The 17672-nt window shown below is 44.4% G+C and carries 13 protein-coding genes; 6 read left to right on the forward strand and 7 right to left on the reverse strand.

The annotated features are described in order from the left end of the window. On the forward strand, positions 1-929 hold a 929-nt coding region (locus tag ACINWC323_RS14650), incomplete at its 5' end, for an IS5 family transposase (RefSeq protein ID WP_009509646.1). A gap of 502 nt (positions 930-1431) precedes the next feature. Here the strand turns inward: ACINWC323_RS14650 and ACINWC323_RS14645 are convergent. The 3 genes from ACINWC323_RS14645 to ACINWC323_RS14635 all read right to left on the reverse strand — a co-directional run bounded on the left by ACINWC323_RS14645 (position 1432) and on the right by ACINWC323_RS14635 (position 5479). After that, positions 1432-2838 (reverse strand): aminotransferase-like domain-containing protein, encoded by a 1407-nt coding sequence (locus tag ACINWC323_RS14645; RefSeq protein WP_009509659.1) that lies wholly within the window; start codon positions 2836-2838, stop codon positions 1432-1434. A gap of 198 nt (positions 2839-3036) precedes the next feature. Next, the gene (gene cydB / locus ACINWC323_RS14640; protein WP_005286769.1) at positions 3037-4041 is read right to left on the reverse strand and encodes a cytochrome d ubiquinol oxidase subunit II; all 1005 of its coding nucleotides are present in this window, start codon (positions 4039-4041) and stop codon (positions 3037-3039) included. Continuing rightward, positions 4034-5479 carry a cytochrome ubiquinol oxidase subunit I gene (locus ACINWC323_RS14635; protein ID WP_009509673.1) on the reverse strand — a complete coding sequence of 482 codons (1446 nt, stop codon included), beginning with the start codon at positions 5477-5479 and terminating at the stop codon, positions 4034-4036. The genes cydB and ACINWC323_RS14635 overlap by 8 nt, the downstream gene beginning before the upstream one ends. Positions 5480-5838: 359 nt before the next feature. On the opposite strand from ACINWC323_RS14635, the gene ACINWC323_RS14630 reads away from it, so the two are divergent. The 5 genes from ACINWC323_RS14630 (at position 5839) to ACINWC323_RS14615 (ending at position 11310) form a co-directional block, all read left to right on the forward strand. Next, on the forward strand, positions 5839-6657 hold the full coding sequence (locus ACINWC323_RS14630; RefSeq protein WP_009509654.1) for a hypothetical protein: 819 nt from the start codon (positions 5839-5841) through the stop codon (positions 6655-6657). 43 nt (positions 6658-6700) lie between these two features. Beyond that, positions 6701-6874, forward strand: a complete 174-nt coding sequence (locus tag ACINWC323_RS20140) for a cbb3-type cytochrome oxidase assembly protein (protein WP_005231060.1) — start codon at positions 6701-6703, stop codon at positions 6872-6874. A gap of 216 nt (positions 6875-7090) precedes the next feature. Then, a complete protein-coding gene (locus ACINWC323_RS14625; RefSeq protein WP_009509640.1) occupies positions 7091-9499 on the forward strand; it encodes an FdhF/YdeP family oxidoreductase in 2409 nt (802 codons plus the stop codon). A 27-nt stretch (positions 9500-9526) separates the two neighbouring features. Next, positions 9527-10315, forward strand: coding sequence for a formate dehydrogenase accessory sulfurtransferase FdhD (gene fdhD, locus ACINWC323_RS14620; RefSeq protein ID WP_009509672.1), 789 nt, complete (start codon positions 9527-9529; stop codon positions 10313-10315). A 53-nt stretch (positions 10316-10368) separates the two neighbouring features. Then, on the forward strand, positions 10369-11310 hold the full coding sequence (locus ACINWC323_RS14615; RefSeq protein ID WP_009509650.1) for a Dyp-type peroxidase: 942 nt from the start codon (positions 10369-10371) through the stop codon (positions 11308-11310). Positions 11311-11355: 45 nt separating this feature from the next. Here the strand turns inward: ACINWC323_RS14615 and ACINWC323_RS14610 are convergent, their stop codons facing one another. The 4 genes from ACINWC323_RS14610 to ACINWC323_RS14595 all read right to left on the reverse strand — a co-directional run bounded on the left by ACINWC323_RS14610 (position 11356) and on the right by ACINWC323_RS14595 (position 17572). After that, positions 11356-11751: an acyl-CoA thioesterase gene (locus tag ACINWC323_RS14610; protein WP_009509680.1), complete on the reverse strand. Its 396-nt coding sequence runs from the start codon at positions 11749-11751 to the stop codon at positions 11356-11358. Positions 11752-11836: 85 nt separating this feature from the next. Beyond that, a complete protein-coding gene (gene adeC / locus ACINWC323_RS14605) occupies positions 11837-13237 on the reverse strand; it encodes an AdeC/AdeK/OprM family multidrug efflux complex outer membrane factor (RefSeq protein WP_009509664.1) in 1401 nt (466 codons plus the stop codon). A gap of 79 nt (positions 13238-13316) precedes the next feature. After that, the gene (locus tag ACINWC323_RS14600; protein WP_009509677.1) at positions 13317-16427 is read right to left on the reverse strand and encodes an AdeB/AdeJ family multidrug efflux RND transporter permease subunit; all 3111 of its coding nucleotides are present in this window, start codon (positions 16425-16427) and stop codon (positions 13317-13319) included. Beyond that, complete coding sequence (locus tag ACINWC323_RS14595) at positions 16427-17572, reverse strand: efflux RND transporter periplasmic adaptor subunit (protein ID WP_009509641.1); 1146 nt, start codon at positions 17570-17572, stop codon at positions 16427-16429. Before ACINWC323_RS14595 ends, ACINWC323_RS14600 begins: the two co-directional genes overlap by 1 nt. Between the last annotated feature and the right edge of the window lie 100 nt (positions 17573-17672).

Here is a 17672-nt window from a genome sequence, read left to right on the forward strand (position 1 = left end):
AGAAGCCTACACACAAAATCTACCGCACAACCAATTGGCCCGCATATAACCGAGCACTCATTAATCGCGGAAATATTGCCCTTTGGTTTGATCCTGCTACGCAATGGTATGCTCCATCAAAAGGCAAACAAGGGCGAAATCAAACCTACTCCGACGCAGCCATCCAATGCTGCTTAATGATTAAATCCTTATTCCGTCTATCTTTACGTATGGTCACTGGCTTTGTGCAAAGTCTGATTAAACTTTGCGGATTAAATTGGACCGCACCAGATTACAGTACGCTTTGTAGAAGACAAAAGCATATTGATATTGCAATCAGCTACCAAAAAAGTAGCGATGGGCTGCATCTACTCGTAGACTCTACAGGGATGAAGTTTCTAGGTGAGGGCGAATGGAAACGCAAGAAACATGGAGCTGAATATCGTCGCCAATGGCGTAAACTACATATTGGTATAGATGCCAAAACCCTACAAATACGCGCTATTCAGCTCACAACCAATAATGTCTGTGATTCACAGGTGCTTGGTGATTTACTTAATCAGATTCCACAAGATGAGCAGATTGACTCTGTTTATACCGATGGAGCTTATGACACCAAGCAATGCCGTCAGGTCATTGCAGATCGGCAAGCACATGCGGTGATTCCACCTAGAAAAAATGCGAAACCATGGAAAGATACAAAGAGTAGCTCGCTAGAGCGAAATGAATTACTTCGAACAATTAAACGTTTAGGTAGGACACTATGGAAAAAATGGTCAGGCTATCATCGCCGAAGTTTGGTTGAGACTAAAATGCACTGCATCAAATTATTAAGAGATAAACTCAGTGCAAGGAGCTTTGATAGCCAAGTCAATGAGGTTCATGCACGTGTAGCAGTCCTCAACAGATTTACGGAATTAGGTCGACCACTTACCCAAGTTACGCCTTAAATTTGGCTCAATTAGGGGCGCTTTGCCTTTCAAATCTTTGTGCAACAAAGCCATATAAGGATGAGAAAAAATTTAAAAGATTGATGGAACCATTTGATTTTTTTTATCTGAGTATGTTGCCCAGTGCTTATTGGAAGGAAACATTAAATATAAAATTTGATACTTCATTTAAAGCTTTTTATGGAAATAACGTATATCACAAAATAGATGATTCTCAATTAAAAGAGTTGTTGAAAAATCACCCAATGTTTTTTTGTCTTCATTATTTTTTCATGTTGTCGGGTCTTTTAAGTATGTCCTTATTATTCCTTGGTTATTCTATAGAGCACTTTTTTAAATAGGATTTCTTTAAAATTTGAGGTGTGCTCTGATTTTGACTTTGTTGTTTAAATAGTAGGCTATATTTCAATTATTATGGCTGTTATGAGTTATTTGATCTTTCCTTATTTTGATTTTGGTTAAAAGCTAGATACTGCAAGACTTATGAAGTGTGCAGCACTTACTAAACTGTCTCCCGAATCGATTTAATAAACAATTCTAAAGCATGTTCAATCTGTTCCGTCCATTCAAAAGAACAATTCATACGGATAAAATGTTGATGTGAAGGCAATACATTAAATAAAGGGCTGGGGGCAACGCCGACCTGTTGCTGGATCAATTGTTCATAGATTTTCATACTGCTGACTTTATCGGGCAATTGAATCCAGAGAAAATAGCCACTCGGATAATTGTAGACCTTACAGCCTTTGGGTAAATGCTGTTTGAGATATTGAAAGAACTGCTTTTTATTTTTCTCCAAAGCACGTCTGAGCGTTCTGAGGTGCTTTTCATAATGATGATGAGAGAGAAACTCAACCAGTGCATTCTGGATCAGCGCATTGGCTGAAATGGTGCTCATCAACTGTAGATGCTGAATATGCTCGGAAAATTTGCCTGCATAAACCCAGCCCATACGGAAACCTGAACCTAGGGTTTTGGAAAAAGAAGAGCAGTGCAGCACCAGATTTTGCTGGTCAAAATACTTCATCGGCAAAGGTTTTTGATTGCCATAAAACAGTTCTTCATAGACATCATCTTCGATCAAATGGATCTGATGCTCATGCAATAATTTGGCAATTTTATATTTAATCTCCTCACTGACCGTGAATCCGATCGGGTTATGTGCATTGAGCATAAACCAGCACACTTTGATCGGATAATTTTTAATGACCTGTTCAAAAGCTTCTATATCAAAGCCATGTTGCGGATGCTCAGGAATGGTGATCACCTTTAATCCTAAACGCTCTGCAGCCTGCCAGGCTCCATAAAAAATGGTTTGCTGCAACAAAATATAATCGCCTGGTTGCGTAATCGCTTGCAGCGAAAGATTCAGGGCTTCTAAGCCGCCAGATGTAATGACAATGTCATCTGCTTCCGTGGGGATGCCTTGCATGCAATAGCGTTGCGCGATCAGTTTTCTGAGCGCTAAATTGCCCGGTGGCAGATTGGTGGTTTGATCATAACTCTGCCGATTACGGGAAAGTTGCCCCATGATCTGAATCAGTTTGGGGGGATAGAGCAACTGACTGTCTGGAAAAGCAGAGCCTAAGGGACTGACGTGTTTGGATTGAATCGATTTAAGATATTTAAAAACCAGCGAGTTAATTTCAATTTTGGGATTTAAAGACACCACTGAATAGGCTTGCGGAATCTGGATATGATTGTGCTCAGCGACAAAATATCCCGATTTTTCTTTGGAATAAATCAGGCCTTGTGCTTCTAGTTCCTGATAAGCATTCATGACGGTAATGAGACTAAAGCCTGAGCGCTGGACCTGTTCACGTAAAGATGGCAGTTTGGTATGTGGCTTCCATGTCCCGTTTTCAATGAGAAGTTTCAGGTTATGCGCTAACTGTTCTGATTTATACATAAAATAGGGCTGATCCGAATAAACGGAGCAACCTTGTTAAAAAGGCTGCTCCGTTCCTAGTTCTAATAAGCAAACATCAATAGTAGTCTAAATAGACCAGCAATTATGGCGAGTGCAAAAAATCCAAGTAACCATAAGATTATAAACCATTGCGTTGAACTTAAATGCTGAGAGTTTATTTTCATGCAACCTTCCTCCTTAGTGATAACCTGCATCACCGACACGGACCTTATCTCTGAATACCCAGTAGGAAAGGATGGTATAGGCAATGATGATCGGAATAAGAATTACGGCACCGACCAGCGCAAATTTCTGACTGGAAGCAGGGGCTGCTGCCTCCCAGATCGTAACTGATGGCGGAATAATATGCGGCCATAAACTGATGACAAAACCGGTGAAGGCCAAAAACACCAGTGCCAAGGTGTAGATAAATGGCTTTAGATCCTGACGCTTTTGACAGGCTTTTAAAATCAAGGCAGTAAAGAGCAACACCAAAACCGGTACAGGACTAAAATACAGCAGATTTGGCAAGGCAAACCAACGTGCTGCAATTTCAGGATGAGTCAGCGGGGTATAAAGACTGACGCCAGCAAACACCACAAATAACAGGATGATCAGCTTCGGCATTAACCGATACATCTGGTCCTGTAATTCATGATCTGTTTTCATAATTAGCCAGCCACAACCCAGTGCTGCATACATGGCAACCACACCCAGTCCGGTAAACAGTGCGAAAGGGGTTAGCCAGTCCAGACCCGAGCCTGAGAAAATCCCATTGGTCGTTTGGATCCCTTGAATATACGCCCCGAGAATCACGCCCTGAAAGAAGCTGGACAAGACCGAGCCCCAGATAAAGGCAAGATCCCATAAATGCTTGGTACGATTAGCCTTAAAGCGGAATTCGAAGGCGACACCACGGAAAATCAATGCAATCACCATCAAGGTAATTGGCATATACAAGGCAGAAAGCACGGTGGAATAGACCAGTGGAAAAGCAGCAAATAAGCCTGCGCCACCAAGCACCATCCAGGTTTCATTGCCATCCCAGACCGGCGCGACAGTATTCATCATCACATCGCGCTCTTCACGGTTTTTAATAAAGGGGAACAGGATGCCAATGCCGAGATCAAAACCGTCCAGCACCACATAGATCAGTACGCCCAGACCAATAATACCGACCCAGATCAGAGATAAATCAATCATGGTGTTTCTCCTTACTTTGATCTTGCCCGTCAATGCTTTCATCGACAGCACTCAGTGGGCGCATCGGTGTTTTGAAATGTCCCGGACCTGCGGGTTCATGTTCAATGGCATCAATAAATTCAGGACCTTTTTTCAGCAGTTTCAGCATATAGTAAATACCGCTACCAAAAACGATGGTATAGACCCCGACAAAAATAATCAGACTGATGCCGACCTGATCGGCGGTAACGGTCTGCGACAGACCATCTTTGGTGCGCATCACGCCATAAATCACCCAGGGCTGGCGTCCGACCTCAGTGGTGACCCAGCCTGCAAGCAGGGCGATATAACCAGCCGGTCCCATGACGAAAGCAAACTTGTGAAACCATGAAGTGCCATACAGTTTGCCTGTTTTACGCAGCCATAAAGCAACCAGTGAAAGCAGTACCATCAGCATGCCCAGACCGACCATGACGCGGAAACTCCAGAACACAATGGTGGCATTGGGACGGTCTTCAGCTGCAAAGTCTTTTAAACCTGTGACTTTTCCATCCAGCGAGTGGGTCAGGATCAGGCTGCCGAGATGCGGAATTCCGATTTCATACAGATTTTCCTCTTTGTCCATGTCTGGAATGGCGAAAAGCAAGAGTGGCATGGATTCGTTATGATTGGTTTCCCAGTGACCTTCAATAGCTGCCAGTTTGGCGGGCTGATGCTTTAAGGTATTTAAACCATGATTGTCACCAATCACCACTTGCAGACATGAAGTGACTAGAACCATCCATAGACCCATCGAAAATGATTTTTTGACCAGTTCATCGCGACGGCCTTTAATTAAATGCCATGCAGCAGTACCTACCACGAGAAGTGACGAGACTAAAAATGCCGCCGCCGCCATATGCGCCAAGCGATAAGGGAAGGATGGATTGAAAACAATCGCCCACCAGTCGGTAGGAATCACGATCCCGTTTTCAATGCTAAATCCTTGCGGGGTTTGCATCCAGCTATTGGAGGACAGGATCCAGAACATGGAAATACAGGTGCCGATGGCAACCATCAAGGTGGCAAAAAAGTGTGCCTTGGGACTGACCCGTCCCCAACCGAACAGCATGATGCCGAGGAAGCCCGCTTCGAGGAAGAAAGCACTCAGTACTTCATAGGTCAGTAAGGGGCCAGTTACACTCCCTGCGATTCGGGAAAATTCACTCCAGTTGGTTCCAAACTGATAGCTCATCACCACACCGGAGACCACGCCCATACCGAAGGCAACCGCAAAGATCTTGATCCAGAACTTGAACAGATCCTTATAAATCGGGTTTTGGGTACGAAGCCATTTCCACTCCAGCATGGCCAGAAAACAGGCCAGACCAATTGAGGTGGCAGGAAAGATAATGTGAAATGAAACAGTAAAGGCAAACTGTATTCGGGCTAATTCTAAGGCAGTAAAACCGAGATCCATATATCCTCTCCTATAACAGACGAGTAAAGCAGTCGCTAGGAAAATGTGAAAGAACGGACTTAAACGACTGAAAATACATAGAACCTTGTGACTGTTCTTGTTGGATTTAAAAGCCTTTTAAGTTTTATCCATCATCCCGTGTTCTGCTGTATATGAGTAGATACAATTTCTTCTTGTTTTTTTATAACAGATAAGCTTGAGCTAAGTAATCTGTTATATTTTTTTAGCAAAATTCTGTAGCTATTCAGTATCAAGATGCTCATTCAAAATAGCATACACAACGATACAGTGTGTTAAATAATGATCAAGCATTGTAAGTCGTTTATCTGACCTTACTTCGGACTGAATGGCGTTTAATTATGTTTATAACCCCAGAGCTTAATGCATTGACCCAGCTTTTTCAGGGCAAGGCACCATCGCAATCAGTACAAGAACAGTTACAACTTGAATATGTCAATCTTGAAGCAACGTTGTTAAGAGGCAAGGTGCTTAGAGATTTTTCTAAAGAAAAAGTCACCTACATTGCCCAGGCCCCCATTGCAGAAAATGAAGGACATCTGGCTTATGTGTTTGCGCCGTTTATTATTGCCAATTTAAATCAGCCAGTGATTTATACCACGCCCATCACCGCTGCTGTATTGACCGTTTTAAATCAATATTATCAGGCGGAGAAAAGTATTCATCTCAAGATCGAAGAAGTGCTTGATAGCTTAAAACTTTATATCGAGCTGGTGAATGATCCGAAAAATGAGCAGGATTTTCTTTTTCGGAGTTTGGTGAAAGCCCTGTGCAGAACAGATATTTCCCATATTTTTCTAGTGATTCATCTGCCGATCGATATGCATCAGCTCAAAATATTGCAAGATTATCTACAGGTCAGAATTACGGTGATTGATAGCGGTCAGGATATACCTCAAGTAAATCATGACATGATCAATATGCGGCAACTGTTGTTTAAAAATAAAGATGAATTCCATAAAGGAATTTGTACCTTATTTTCCAGTCTGAATGCCAGATTGGTGGCAAATATTGGCCAGTTTACCGAACAGCAGGCTGCGCATCTGATTGAAGATATGTTTTATTCCGAACACATTTTCGAGAAGTTGTCGGTCTATGCTGAATATATGCAGACCCGGATTCAAAATGGTGCCAGTTTTAAAGTTTTGTCCACGATATAAACAAGGTTAAACATTTCTTAATCTTTGAACAGGAGCAGGCCTTATGTCGCAACAGCAATCCAAATTTCCCTATTTAGCAGTGGGTATCAGTATTTTGCTCGGCTGTTTATTTCTGGTGTTTTTCTTTCTGGCAGTCAGTAATCAACCCGATTATATGCCGTCGCAGCAAAAGCATAATACCACTGAAGCACAGCAACTCAGTTCAGCCAATAAGTAATTTGCTCAACCCAATACATACCTGAGCTCAATCTTGATCCATCTTAGAGGCAAGCCAGCGGTGCCAATACCTTTTTGTTTAATTCGTTGTCTAGCAGGATAGCGCTGGCCAGTCTCACGATCAGAGAATAAGACAAATCTGGAATAGAAAAATCAGCAGATTCATGTTACTTCTAGAGCAGTAAGAAATGAAAATAGCTCAGCTGAGGGCGACGTAATGGATCATTCAGAACAATCAATTCATAAACAAGAAAATAATGGCTACGCGAGAATTGAGCCATATACCCAGCCCGCCGGTGGATGGGGCGCATTATTGAGTGTGGCACGCAATCTCAAACGTCAGGATATCCTTAAAAAAGGTTCGATTACTTTACTTAATATCAATCAGCCGACCGGTTTTGATTGCCCCGGTTGTGCATGGCCTGAGAAAAAAGATGCCCATGCCTTTAACTTTTGCGAAAACGGTGCCAAAGCCGTTGCCTTTGAAGCCACCAGTAAAACGGTGACACCAGAGTTTTTTGCCCAGCATACGGTCAGCTGGTTAGCCGAGCAGAGTGATTTCTATCTTGAAGACTTAGGGCGTTTAACCGACCCGATGCGCTACGATCCTGTTACGGATAAATATGTGCCGATTTCTTGGGATGAGGCCTTTCAACTAATTGCCAAACATTTACAAGCCTTAGACCATCCTGATCAGGCGGCATTCTATACCTCGGGACGAGCCAGTAATGAAGCGGCTTTTTTATATCAGCTGTTCGTCAGAAGCTTTGGTACCAATAACTTTCCAGACTGTTCCAATATGTGCCATGAAACCACCAGTGTGGGCTTGAAAGATGCCATTGGCTTAGGTAAAGGGACGGTTATTCTGGATGACTTTGATCAGGCGGATGCCATCTTTAGTTTTGGGCATAACCCCGGTACCAATCATCCGCGGATGCTGGCCACCCTGAGAGAGGTCTCAAGACGCGGGGGTAACATCGTTGCGATTAACCCGATCAAAGAACGTGGTTTGGAACGCTTTCAAGATCCGCAAGCTCCTTTGGAAATGATGACCAATGGCAGTACCCCGATCAGCCGCTATTACTTCCAGCCCAAAATTGGCGGTGATTACGCGCTGATGTTCGGGGTGATGAAGCATTTACTGGAATGGGATAAACAAGCCCTTGCCAAAGGACAGCCTAGCGTTTTCGACCGCAGTTTTATCGAAATGAATACCATCGGTTTCGATGAGATGCTGGCGGAAATTGACCAGACTGAATGGTCGGAAATTCACAAGCACACAGGACTTTCACCTGAACATTTACAATCCATTGCCCAGATGTATCTGGATGCAAAAACGGCTATTTTCTGTTGGGGCATGGGGATTACCCAGCATCGTCACGGCACTGCCAATATTCATATGCTGGCGAATCTGATGCTGGCACGCGGACATATCGGACGACCAGGTTCAGGGCTGTGTCCAGTCCGTGGGCATAGTAATGTGCAGGGCGACCGCACCATGGGTATCAATGAAAACCCAAGTGATAAGCTACTCGATAGTATTGATCGTGTATTTGGTATCAAGTCACCACGTAAACATGGTTTTGGGGTGGTCGATACCATCAAGGCGATGTATGAAGGTGATGTCAAAGTCTTTATTGGTTTAGGGGGGAATTTTGCGGTCGCAACGCCAGATACACCTTATACCCAAGAAGCTTTACGCCGTTGTAATTTAACCGTCAACATTACCACCAAGCTGAATCGTAGCCATCTGGTGTGTGGTCAGGACGCCCTGATGTTGCCATGTCTGGGACGTACCGAAGTAGATATACAGGTGCATGGCCCTCAAGCGATTTCAGTAGAAGATTCAATGTCGAACGTGCATCTTTCGGCAGGGCGTAATCCACCGATCTCTGAAAATATTTTGTCTGAACCCGATATTGTGGCGCGTATGGCTGAAGCCGCGTTACCTGACAGTAAGGTGAAATGGCGCTGGTATATTGAAAGTTATGATCGTATTCGTGATTCGATTGCCGAGGTATTTGACGAATTCCATGATTTTAACCAGCGGGTTTATCAACCGAGTGGTTTTCATTTAGAGCATCCAGCCAATCAGCATGTCTGGAATACCCCAAGTGGCAAAGCACAGTTCTTGATTACACCATTGTCCGAAGTGTATGAAGATAAAGAAAACCAGTATGCTGCTGCCTATAGCGAGCAGCAGGTGTATACCTTGATGACCACACGTTCGCATGACCAGTACAATACCACCTTATATGGTCTGGATGACCGTTATCGCGGTGTATTCGGGCAGCGCCGTGTACTGTTTATGAATCAGGCGGATATTGATGCAGCAGGCTTTGAGGCTGATCAATGGGTCGATATCGAAAGTGTCTTCTCGGATGGGGTTAAACGAATCGTGCATAGTTTCCGCATCGTACCTTATAACATTCCACAAGGCAGTCTGGCCGCCTATTATCCAGAGACCAATCCATTGGTGGCCTTAGGCAGTCATGATAAATATGCCAAAATTCCAGCATCAAAAAGTATCCCGGTGATCCTGCATGCAGGTCAGGCGCCTGAGCATTTTAACTTAGCGGTTGCAGTTGATCCTGAACATGCCAATGAACGGGTGAGTGGCGTCTAGTCGCGCATCTAAGTAAAGAGGTCAATTGTGGATACCAAAACACGCGGCTATGAAACGGTGCCGGTGCATCGTTTCCATCAGGATCATTCTGAAAATGAAATGGATTATATTGTTCAGGAGTATCCTGTCGCGCTGATTTATAATGGCATCTCGCATGCCGTGATGATGGCAACGCCGTCAGACCTTGAGATTTTTGCCAAGGGTTTTAGTCTCTCGGAAGGGATATTGCACAGTCTAAACGAGTTGTATTCTCTTGAAATTCATCATACGGCATTAGGGGTTGAGGTTGATATGACGATTTCTTCTCGTGCATTTATGGCGCTTAAGCAACATCGCCGAATGATGGTGGGCCGTACTGGTTGCGGTTTATGCGGGATAGAGAGCTTAAAGCAATTTTATGCTGACCTGCCATTGGTGAGCAGCAAGGTTTCGCCCTTGTGGCTCAAGCAAATTCCAAATGCCATTGCTCAACTGAAAGCCCGACAAAAAATTACTGAACTCACTGGTGGCGCGCACGCTGCAGCGTGGGTGGTTCAAGGGCAAATCGTGGCACTCTTTGAAGATGTCGGCAGGCATAATGCCTTGGATAAACTACTTGGTCATTTGGCAGAGCAAAAGCTGAATGTTGCCGAGGGCTTTGTGGTGATGACCAGTCGCGCCAGTTATGAACTGATTCGTAAATGTGCACACTACAATATTGCCTTATTGGCGACTATTTCTGCGCCAACCAGTATGGCGATAGAAATGGCCAAGCAATTAAATCTGACTTTGGCCAGTTTTTGTCGTGGTGAGAGCTTTGTGTTATATACAGAATAAATCTAAAAAAATGTGTAGGATATGAGCATTAAGTTTTTTTATTCCCCGATATTATGAATATACCTTTAAGACCTCAGCCTGTAATTAATAATCTTTCAGGTGAAAATGCTTTATTTATCGTACTTGGCATCAATACCAATCCAGATCATTCCGGTGTAATTGATTTCCTTGCGAATTTTTCCGCATTGGTGCGCAGTCTGACCAATCGTTTTCCGAATAGTAATTTCAGTGCTTCGGTGGGAATTGGCTCAAATGCCTGGGATTTGCTATTCCCTGATTTAAATAAACCGAAAGAGCTGGCACCCTTTCAAGAGATCAAAGGACCAAGACATACCGCGGTAGCGACAACAGGCGATTTATTCTTTCATATCCGTGCCAACCAGATGGCGATTTGCTATGAACTTGCCTCAATTTTGCATGAGCAATTAAAACAAGATACCTATCCAATTAGTGAAACCAAAGGGTTTAGATATTTTGATGGTCGTGCCATTCTTGGTTTTGTCGATGGGACTGAAAATCCTGAACATGAAATTGCCAGAGAGATTGCCTATGTCGGGCAAGAAGATGCCGAGTTCATTGGTGGCAGTTATGTATTTATCCAAAAATACCTGCATAACATGGAGATGTGGAAAGGTCTAAGCACTGAAGAACAGGAAAAAGTTATTGGACGCAAGAAATATGATGATGTCGAGCTGGGTGATGATGTGAAACCGCAAAGTGCACATAATGTGGCGAGTAAAGCACATGACGCTGATGGCAATGAGCTTAAAATCTTAAGAGCCAATATGCCATTTTCCAATCCAACTGAAGGGGAATATGGCACCTTCTTTATTGGCTATTCCCGTTCTTTTAATATCACCAAAACCATGCTTGAAAATATGTTCTTAGGTAAAGAAACCGGACATGTCGACCGCTTACTGGATTTCAGTACACCTGTTTCAGGCAGCTTATTTTTTGTCCCGACCTTTGATTTTCTCGAAGATTTAGGCGAATAAGTTGAATCCGCTGAAATAAATCAGCTTATTTCAGCGGTAAATGTTTTATGGGCTGATCAGATATTGTTGTAACTGTTCACGGAATTGATCAGGAATACGCCCTGATTTTTGTGTGCTGAAATCAAAATACACTTGAACCGCCTTGCCACGGGCAACGCAATGATCATTTTGCCAGGCTTCATGTGCGACTACGAATGAAGAATTACCGATATGCTCGATCCATGTTTTGATTTCAATATCAGCACCATAATAGATCTGGGCAACAAAATCGACTTCAACACGCGCCAGAATCAAAGGCAGATTTTTGATTTCCATACCCGGATTAAACAGACGGAAAACGGGTTCGCGTGCGGTTTCAAACCAGCCAGTGATCACGGTATTGTTGATATGCCCGAAAGCATCGGTTTCATAGAATCTTGGGGTAATCGAAAGTGTAAACATGGGGTAATGGTTATTTTCTTATTTAAACCTGCATACTATAAAGGCTGAATATTCAAAAATCAGCCCCAATAACAGACTTAAGCGTTTACGAATACCGAGACAATCCGCCGCCTAAGGCTTTATATAATTCAATCTGATTATTCAACTTGGTTTGTTCCAGCATGAGCAAGCCTTGTTGGGCGGTATAAGCAGAACGTTGCGCATCCAGCACGGTCAGGTAACTGTCAATGCCTGCTCTAAAGCGAGCCGTGGATAATTTATAGGTGGTCTCAGTAGCACCAACCAAACGGCGTTGTGCACTCAAACGCTCATCAATATGGGCACGGGCAGCAAGGGCATCATTCACTTCACGAAAAGCGGATTGAATGGCTTTTTCATAGTCGGAAACAGCAATTTTTTGCTCAGTTTCAGAAATTTTAATATTAGCTTTACGCGTTCCCCAGTCAAAGATTGGAAGATCAATACTTGGTCCAACTGACCAGGAGAAGCCTCCTGACTTAAATAAATCTTTTAGATCTGCCGATGCATAGCCAGCTGATCCTGTCAGACTAATGGTGGGGAACATACGTGCTTTGGCTGCACCAATATTGGCTCCAGCAGCACGTAATTGATATTCAGCAGTTTTAAGGTCCGGACGGTTATTCAGTAAATCACTGCTTAAGCCCGTTGCAAAGCGACTTTCAGCACTAATGGTTTTTACGGCTTGATGGGGCAAAAGATTTTGTGGAATTGTTTGACCAGCCAATAGGTTCAGTAAGTTTTGTGCCTGGGCAACCTGCGTCTTATACGTCGCGACATCATTGCGGGCGGTTTCAACCGAAATCTGTGCCTGACGTAACGGGACTTCATTATCAATTCCGACATCAAAACGTTTTTTGTTGAGGTTAAAGGAATCAAGCTGGGCTTTTAGGGTCTGCTCAGCAAGATTTAAACTGGCCTGGGCAAAGGCATAATTCAACCATGCCTGGCTGACTTGACTCACCAGACTAATCTGAGTCGCATCTCTGGCACTCTGGGTGACAAGGTAATGATTCAGTGCTGCATCTTTTAAACTTTGTACACGGCCCCAGAAATCCAGTTCATAGGCGGTTACCCCTAGACCGACTTGAAAGGTGGAATAAGGATTATTCGGATTCACAGCAGGGTTGACCTGTCGTAGCGCACTAGCAGTTGCTCCGATGGTCGGTAACTGGTCATTCTTGCTGATCTGATATTGTTGTTGTGCGCGTTGAATATTGAGTGTCGCAGTACGTAAATCACGATTATGATTTAAACTGATTTCAATCACTTGTAATAAACGTACATCAGAAAAAAATTGTTGATAACCACAATTGGCAATTGAATTTCCAGTTGTGGTTTGAGAAAATTTTTGTGGAATATCGGATTGAATTACAGGTTGGGGTGCCTGCAGATTCATACATGCCGTTAGGGCAATTGAAAGCGTAGACACTAGTAAGCCACGAGATAAGACAGTCGCTTTAGACATGGTCTTCTCCAAATAAGATGAGGATAAATACAGAGGAGGAGTCAGAGGAAATCCGTTGATTCCCTCTGCTCGTTATCATTTAAGATGGATCTTTTGGTTTCGAGGAAAACAGCTTTTCAACTGCGCCCAGAATAAAAATGAAGAACACGGGAACAAAGAAGATTGCCAGAATCGTCGCGGAAATCATGCCGCCAAATACACCTGTCCCTAAGGAATGCTGTGTTTCTGAACTTGCCCCTGAAGCGATCACCAAGGGAATCACCCCACAGGTAAAGGCCAGTGAAGTCATGAGAATCGGGCGTAAACGCAGTTTGGCTGCGGCAACTGTGGCCTCAATTAAACTCATGCCTTCTTCTTTCAGCATCTTGGCAAATTCGACGATCAAAATGGCGTTCTTGGCGGATAAACCAATAATGGTAATCAGGCCAATTTTAAAGAACACATCGTTCATCAGTCCACGTGACATAATTGCAATCACGGCACCAAAGATCCCCAAAGGCACGACCAGCATCACTGAAAGCGGAATGGCCCAACTTTCATAAAGTGCCGCAAGTACCAGAAACACCACCAGCATGGAGAGGGCCAGCAAGAATGCCATCTGAGATTCAGATTGCTTTTCCTGTAAGGATATACCGGTCCATTCATAGCCAATGCCTTTCGGTAATTTGGCAATCAGGTTTTCCATTTCACGCATGGCATCGCCCGATGACGTATCAAAGTTCGGAATACCGGCAATACTCAACGATGGGCGACCGTTATAGCGGTTATATTGCTGTGGTGCTTTATTCCATTGTGGTGTGACCACTTCGGAGAGAGACACCAACTGTCCATTTGAGCCCATCACTTTCAGGTTTAAAATATCTTTTAATTGCATCCGTGATTTGGCTTCAACCTGTACAATCACTTGTTGCATACGTCCCTGATTGGGGAAGTCATTGATGTACATTGATCCCATTGACGTTGAAATGATGTCGGAAACATCGGAGAACTTCACACCGAGAACATTCAATTTTGCACGGTCAATTTTTAAAGAAATATTGTCGCCCTGTGGTAAGCCTTCATTCCAGACCATATAGAATTTTTTATTTTTGGCTGCCATTTCCATGAGCTGGTCTTGTGCAGCTAAAAGTGCAGGCATACCCAAGTTGGCACGGTCTTGTAAGCGTAAGCTGAAACCGGCAAAAGTCCCCAGCTCATCAATGGCCGGTGGAAGCACCGCCATGGTTGCACCTTCTTTACTATGTGCCATGGTTTCATTAACCGCATTGGTCATTTCACTGGCACTTGACGTCCGCTCTTTAAAATCTTTGAGTGTGGTAAACGCCATTCCCACGTTTTGGCCTGCGCCACTAAAGCCCCAACCCATAATGGTGGTATTGCTTTCCACGTTCGGATTGTCTTTCAAACTGTTTTCAAATTCGTTGACCACAGCTCGGGTTCTTTCAGCCGTGGCATCGGAAGGTAACTGGAAGGTGGTCAAAAACCAGCCCTGATCTTCTTCTGGCATAAAGGCAGTTGGCCAGTACTTCATGCCTGCAAAGGTGAGACCGGTAATGACCACAAAGATCGCCATCATTGGAAGACTATGCTTGATCACTTTCAGCAGGATCAATTCATACTTCTTGGTGACTTTATCGAAGCTACGGTCAAACCAGGCAAAGAAACCTTTCTTTTGATGATGCCCATCAATCGGTTTCAGGATGGTGGCACACAGCGCAGGGGTCAGGATCAATGCCAATAATGCCGAGAACAGAATCGACACTGACATGGTCAGGGTAAATTGTTGATAGATGATGCCGACCGAACCACTGGCAAAGGCCATGGGCAAGAATACTGCAGCCAAGACCAGGGTAATCCCGATAATCGGACTGGTGATTTCCTTCATGGCCTTGGATGTGGCTTCTTTGGGTGGAAGCCCCTCGGTTGCCATGATCCGTTCGACGTTTTCCACTACCACAATTGCATCATCGACGATAATACCAATGGCAAGCACCATACCAAACATGGTCAGTACGTTAATCGAGAAGCCTGCCATGAGCATGACCGCAAAGGTACCCAGCAGGGCAATGGGGGCAACAATTGTCGGAATCAGGGTATAACGCACATTATGCAAGAACAGATACATCACGATGAAAACCAGTACCATGGCTTCCAGTAAGGTATGAATCACTTTTTCGATTGAAATTTTAACAAAAGGCGCCGTGTCATAAGGAATACTGAACTGCATGCCTTCAGGCAGGTTGAGTTTTAACTCTTCAATCTTGGCTCTGACCCCTTCGGCTGTCTTCACTGCATTGGCACCCGGACTGAGCTGGATTGCAGCCGCTGTTGCGGGTTGACCATTTTCTAAAATTGCAAAATTATAAGCCTGCGACCCCATCTCAACCTTGGCAACATCCGACAGTCTGATGACACTACCGCTGGTTTTACTTTTAAGACTGATATTCTTAAATTGTTCAACATCACCGAGCTGGCCTTCAGCAGACAAGGGCACGGTAATCAATTGGCCTTTTAACGCAGGGAGATCACCGAGTCGGCCAGGGGCAATCTCGACATTGTTCTCGCGAATCGCATTGTTGACATCACTGATGGATAGGCCATAAGACACCAGTTTGTTTGGGTCAACCCAAATTCGCATGGCTTTTTCAGCACCGAAGGATTGAACCTTACCCACGCCTTCAACGCGTTTCAGTTCTTCCACCACGTTACGGACCAGATAGTCACTCAGGTCAACTTCTGAATATTGTCCTTTGGGTGAGTTGATTCCGACCAGCATCAGGAAGCCTGATGAAGAGGCTTCGACCTGTAAACCCTGTTGGCGAACCACTTGCGGGAGACGCGCTTCAACGGCCTTGATCTTGTTCTGAACATCCACCTGTGCCATTTCAACATCTGTACCGGGTTTAAAGGTCGCCGAAATCTCTGCCGTACCCGAGGTATCTGTGGTTGAGCTGTAATACAGCAGGTTTTTTACGCCGGATAATTCCCGCTCAATCAGGGTGACAACACTGTCATTGATGGTCTTGGGTGTCGCGCCCGGATAAGTGGCACTAATATTGACCTGAGGCGGCGCCACGCTTGGAAAGCGGGCAATCGGGAGTTTCGGAATACTCAGTAGTCCAAACAATATAATAAAAATCGCAATCACCCATGCAAATACAGGGCGGCGAATGAAGAATTGTGACATCATCATTGAGCTCCCTGTGCTGCTGGGACTTTCCAGTTGCTAATCTCAAGTTTTTGATTCGGCTGGATACGGTCAATACCTTCTACAATTACTTTATCACCGGCTTTTAAACCTTTATTGGCGATATAAAACTGGTCATAGGGCTGTCCCAGTTCAATAGGGCGCATCTCTGCTGCACCTTTGCTATTGAGTACATAGACTTGCGGTTCACCATTGATATTGCGTTGTACCGCTTGTGCCGGGATTAATAATGCTTGCGGGATAGAAGCACGGTCGATATTGACACGTACATACATGCCGGGTAGCAATTTTCTTTCAGGATTCTGAACTTCGATCCGGATGGTCACATCCCCGGTTTCAGGATCCACATTGATGTCTTCAAATAGCATTTTCGCCGTGACGTTATACGCTTGTCCGTGACTATTGGAGATACGTACAGTTTTTTCATTATTGGCAGACAACTCGCCACTTTGTAGCGCGGCCTGTAAACGTTCGTATTCACCAATCGACTGTTTTACATCGACATAGACTTTATCAATTTGCTGTACGGTTGCCATGGTATTGGCATCACCTTGGCTGACCAAAGCACCTTCGGTCACAAATGACTGTCCAATACGACCCGAAATCGGGGCGCGCACCGTAGCATATTGCAGGTTCAGATTCTGACGGGTGAGGAGCGCTTTCATCTGGGCGACATCAGCCAAGGCCTGACGGTATTCAGCTTGGGCATTACTGACCTCCTGCTTACTGATTGCGTTGCTTGGCAATAACTGTTCATAGCGTTCCAGCTGCACTTTTAAACGTGCGACCTCAGCTTCGGCCTTGTTCAGCGAGGCTTTGTTGCTGTTTACATCGGCCTGAAAGGTTTCGGCATTAATTTTATAAAGTGCTTGTCCTGCTTTGACTTCACTGCCTTGTCGGAACAAGACTTTTTCAATAATGCCGCCCACCTGAGGACGGATTTCTGCCGTCCGGAACGCCTGGACACGTGCCGGCAGGTTCTCGCTAAAGCTCACCGATTGCGGTTGGATATTTAAAATGCTGACTTTGGCAGGCGGTGTTTCAGCGGGTTTTGCCTGCTCGGAACCACAACCTTGCAGTACAAGTCCGATGGATAAAAATAATGGAAGTAAGAGCTGCTTTTGCATGCTGTCCAAACCTTGGGAGTTTTTGATGCTGCTATTATTTTCGCGCTGTGTGTAACGACCATCGGTGAAGTGTGGAAAAAGTGTGGAGATCCGGAGATAA

This window comes from Acinetobacter sp. WC-323 (assembly GCF_000314615.1).
GTDB classification, from domain to species: domain Bacteria; phylum Pseudomonadota; class Gammaproteobacteria; order Pseudomonadales; family Moraxellaceae; genus Acinetobacter; species Acinetobacter courvalinii.

Bases quoted from the DNA above. Each gene is read 5' to 3' on its own strand.
- ACINWC323_RS20140 (WP_005231060.1), top strand. From the start codon at position 6,701: ATGTCGCAACAGCAATCCAAATTTCCCTATTTAGCAGTGGGTATCAGT.
- ACINWC323_RS14625 (WP_009509640.1), top strand. From the start codon at position 7,091: ATGGATCATTCAGAACAATCAATTCATAAACAAGAAAATAATGGCTAC.
- ACINWC323_RS14615 (WP_009509650.1), top strand. From the start codon at position 10,369: ATGAATATACCTTTAAGACCTCAGCCTGTAATTAATAATCTTTCAGGT.
- cydB (WP_005286769.1), bottom strand. From the start codon at position 4,041: ATGATTGATTTATCTCTGATCTGGGTCGGTATTATTGGTCTGGGCGTA.
- ACINWC323_RS14600 (WP_009509677.1), bottom strand. From the start codon at position 16,427: ATGATGTCACAATTCTTCATTCGCCGCCCTGTATTTGCATGGGTGATT.
- ACINWC323_RS14595 (WP_009509641.1), bottom strand. From the start codon at position 17,572: ATGCAAAAGCAGCTCTTACTTCCATTATTTTTATCCATCGGACTTGTA.
- ACINWC323_RS14630 (WP_009509654.1), top strand. From the start codon at position 5,839: ATGTTTATAACCCCAGAGCTTAATGCATTGACCCAGCTTTTTCAGGGC.
- ACINWC323_RS14635 (WP_009509673.1), bottom strand. From the start codon at position 5,479: ATGGATCTCGGTTTTACTGCCTTAGAATTAGCCCGAATACAGTTTGCC.
- ACINWC323_RS14645 (WP_009509659.1), bottom strand. From the start codon at position 2,838: ATGTATAAATCAGAACAGTTAGCGCATAACCTGAAACTTCTCATTGAA.
- ACINWC323_RS14610 (WP_009509680.1), bottom strand. From the start codon at position 11,751: ATGTTTACACTTTCGATTACCCCAAGATTCTATGAAACCGATGCTTTC.
- adeC (WP_009509664.1), bottom strand. From the start codon at position 13,237: ATGTCTAAAGCGACTGTCTTATCTCGTGGCTTACTAGTGTCTACGCTT.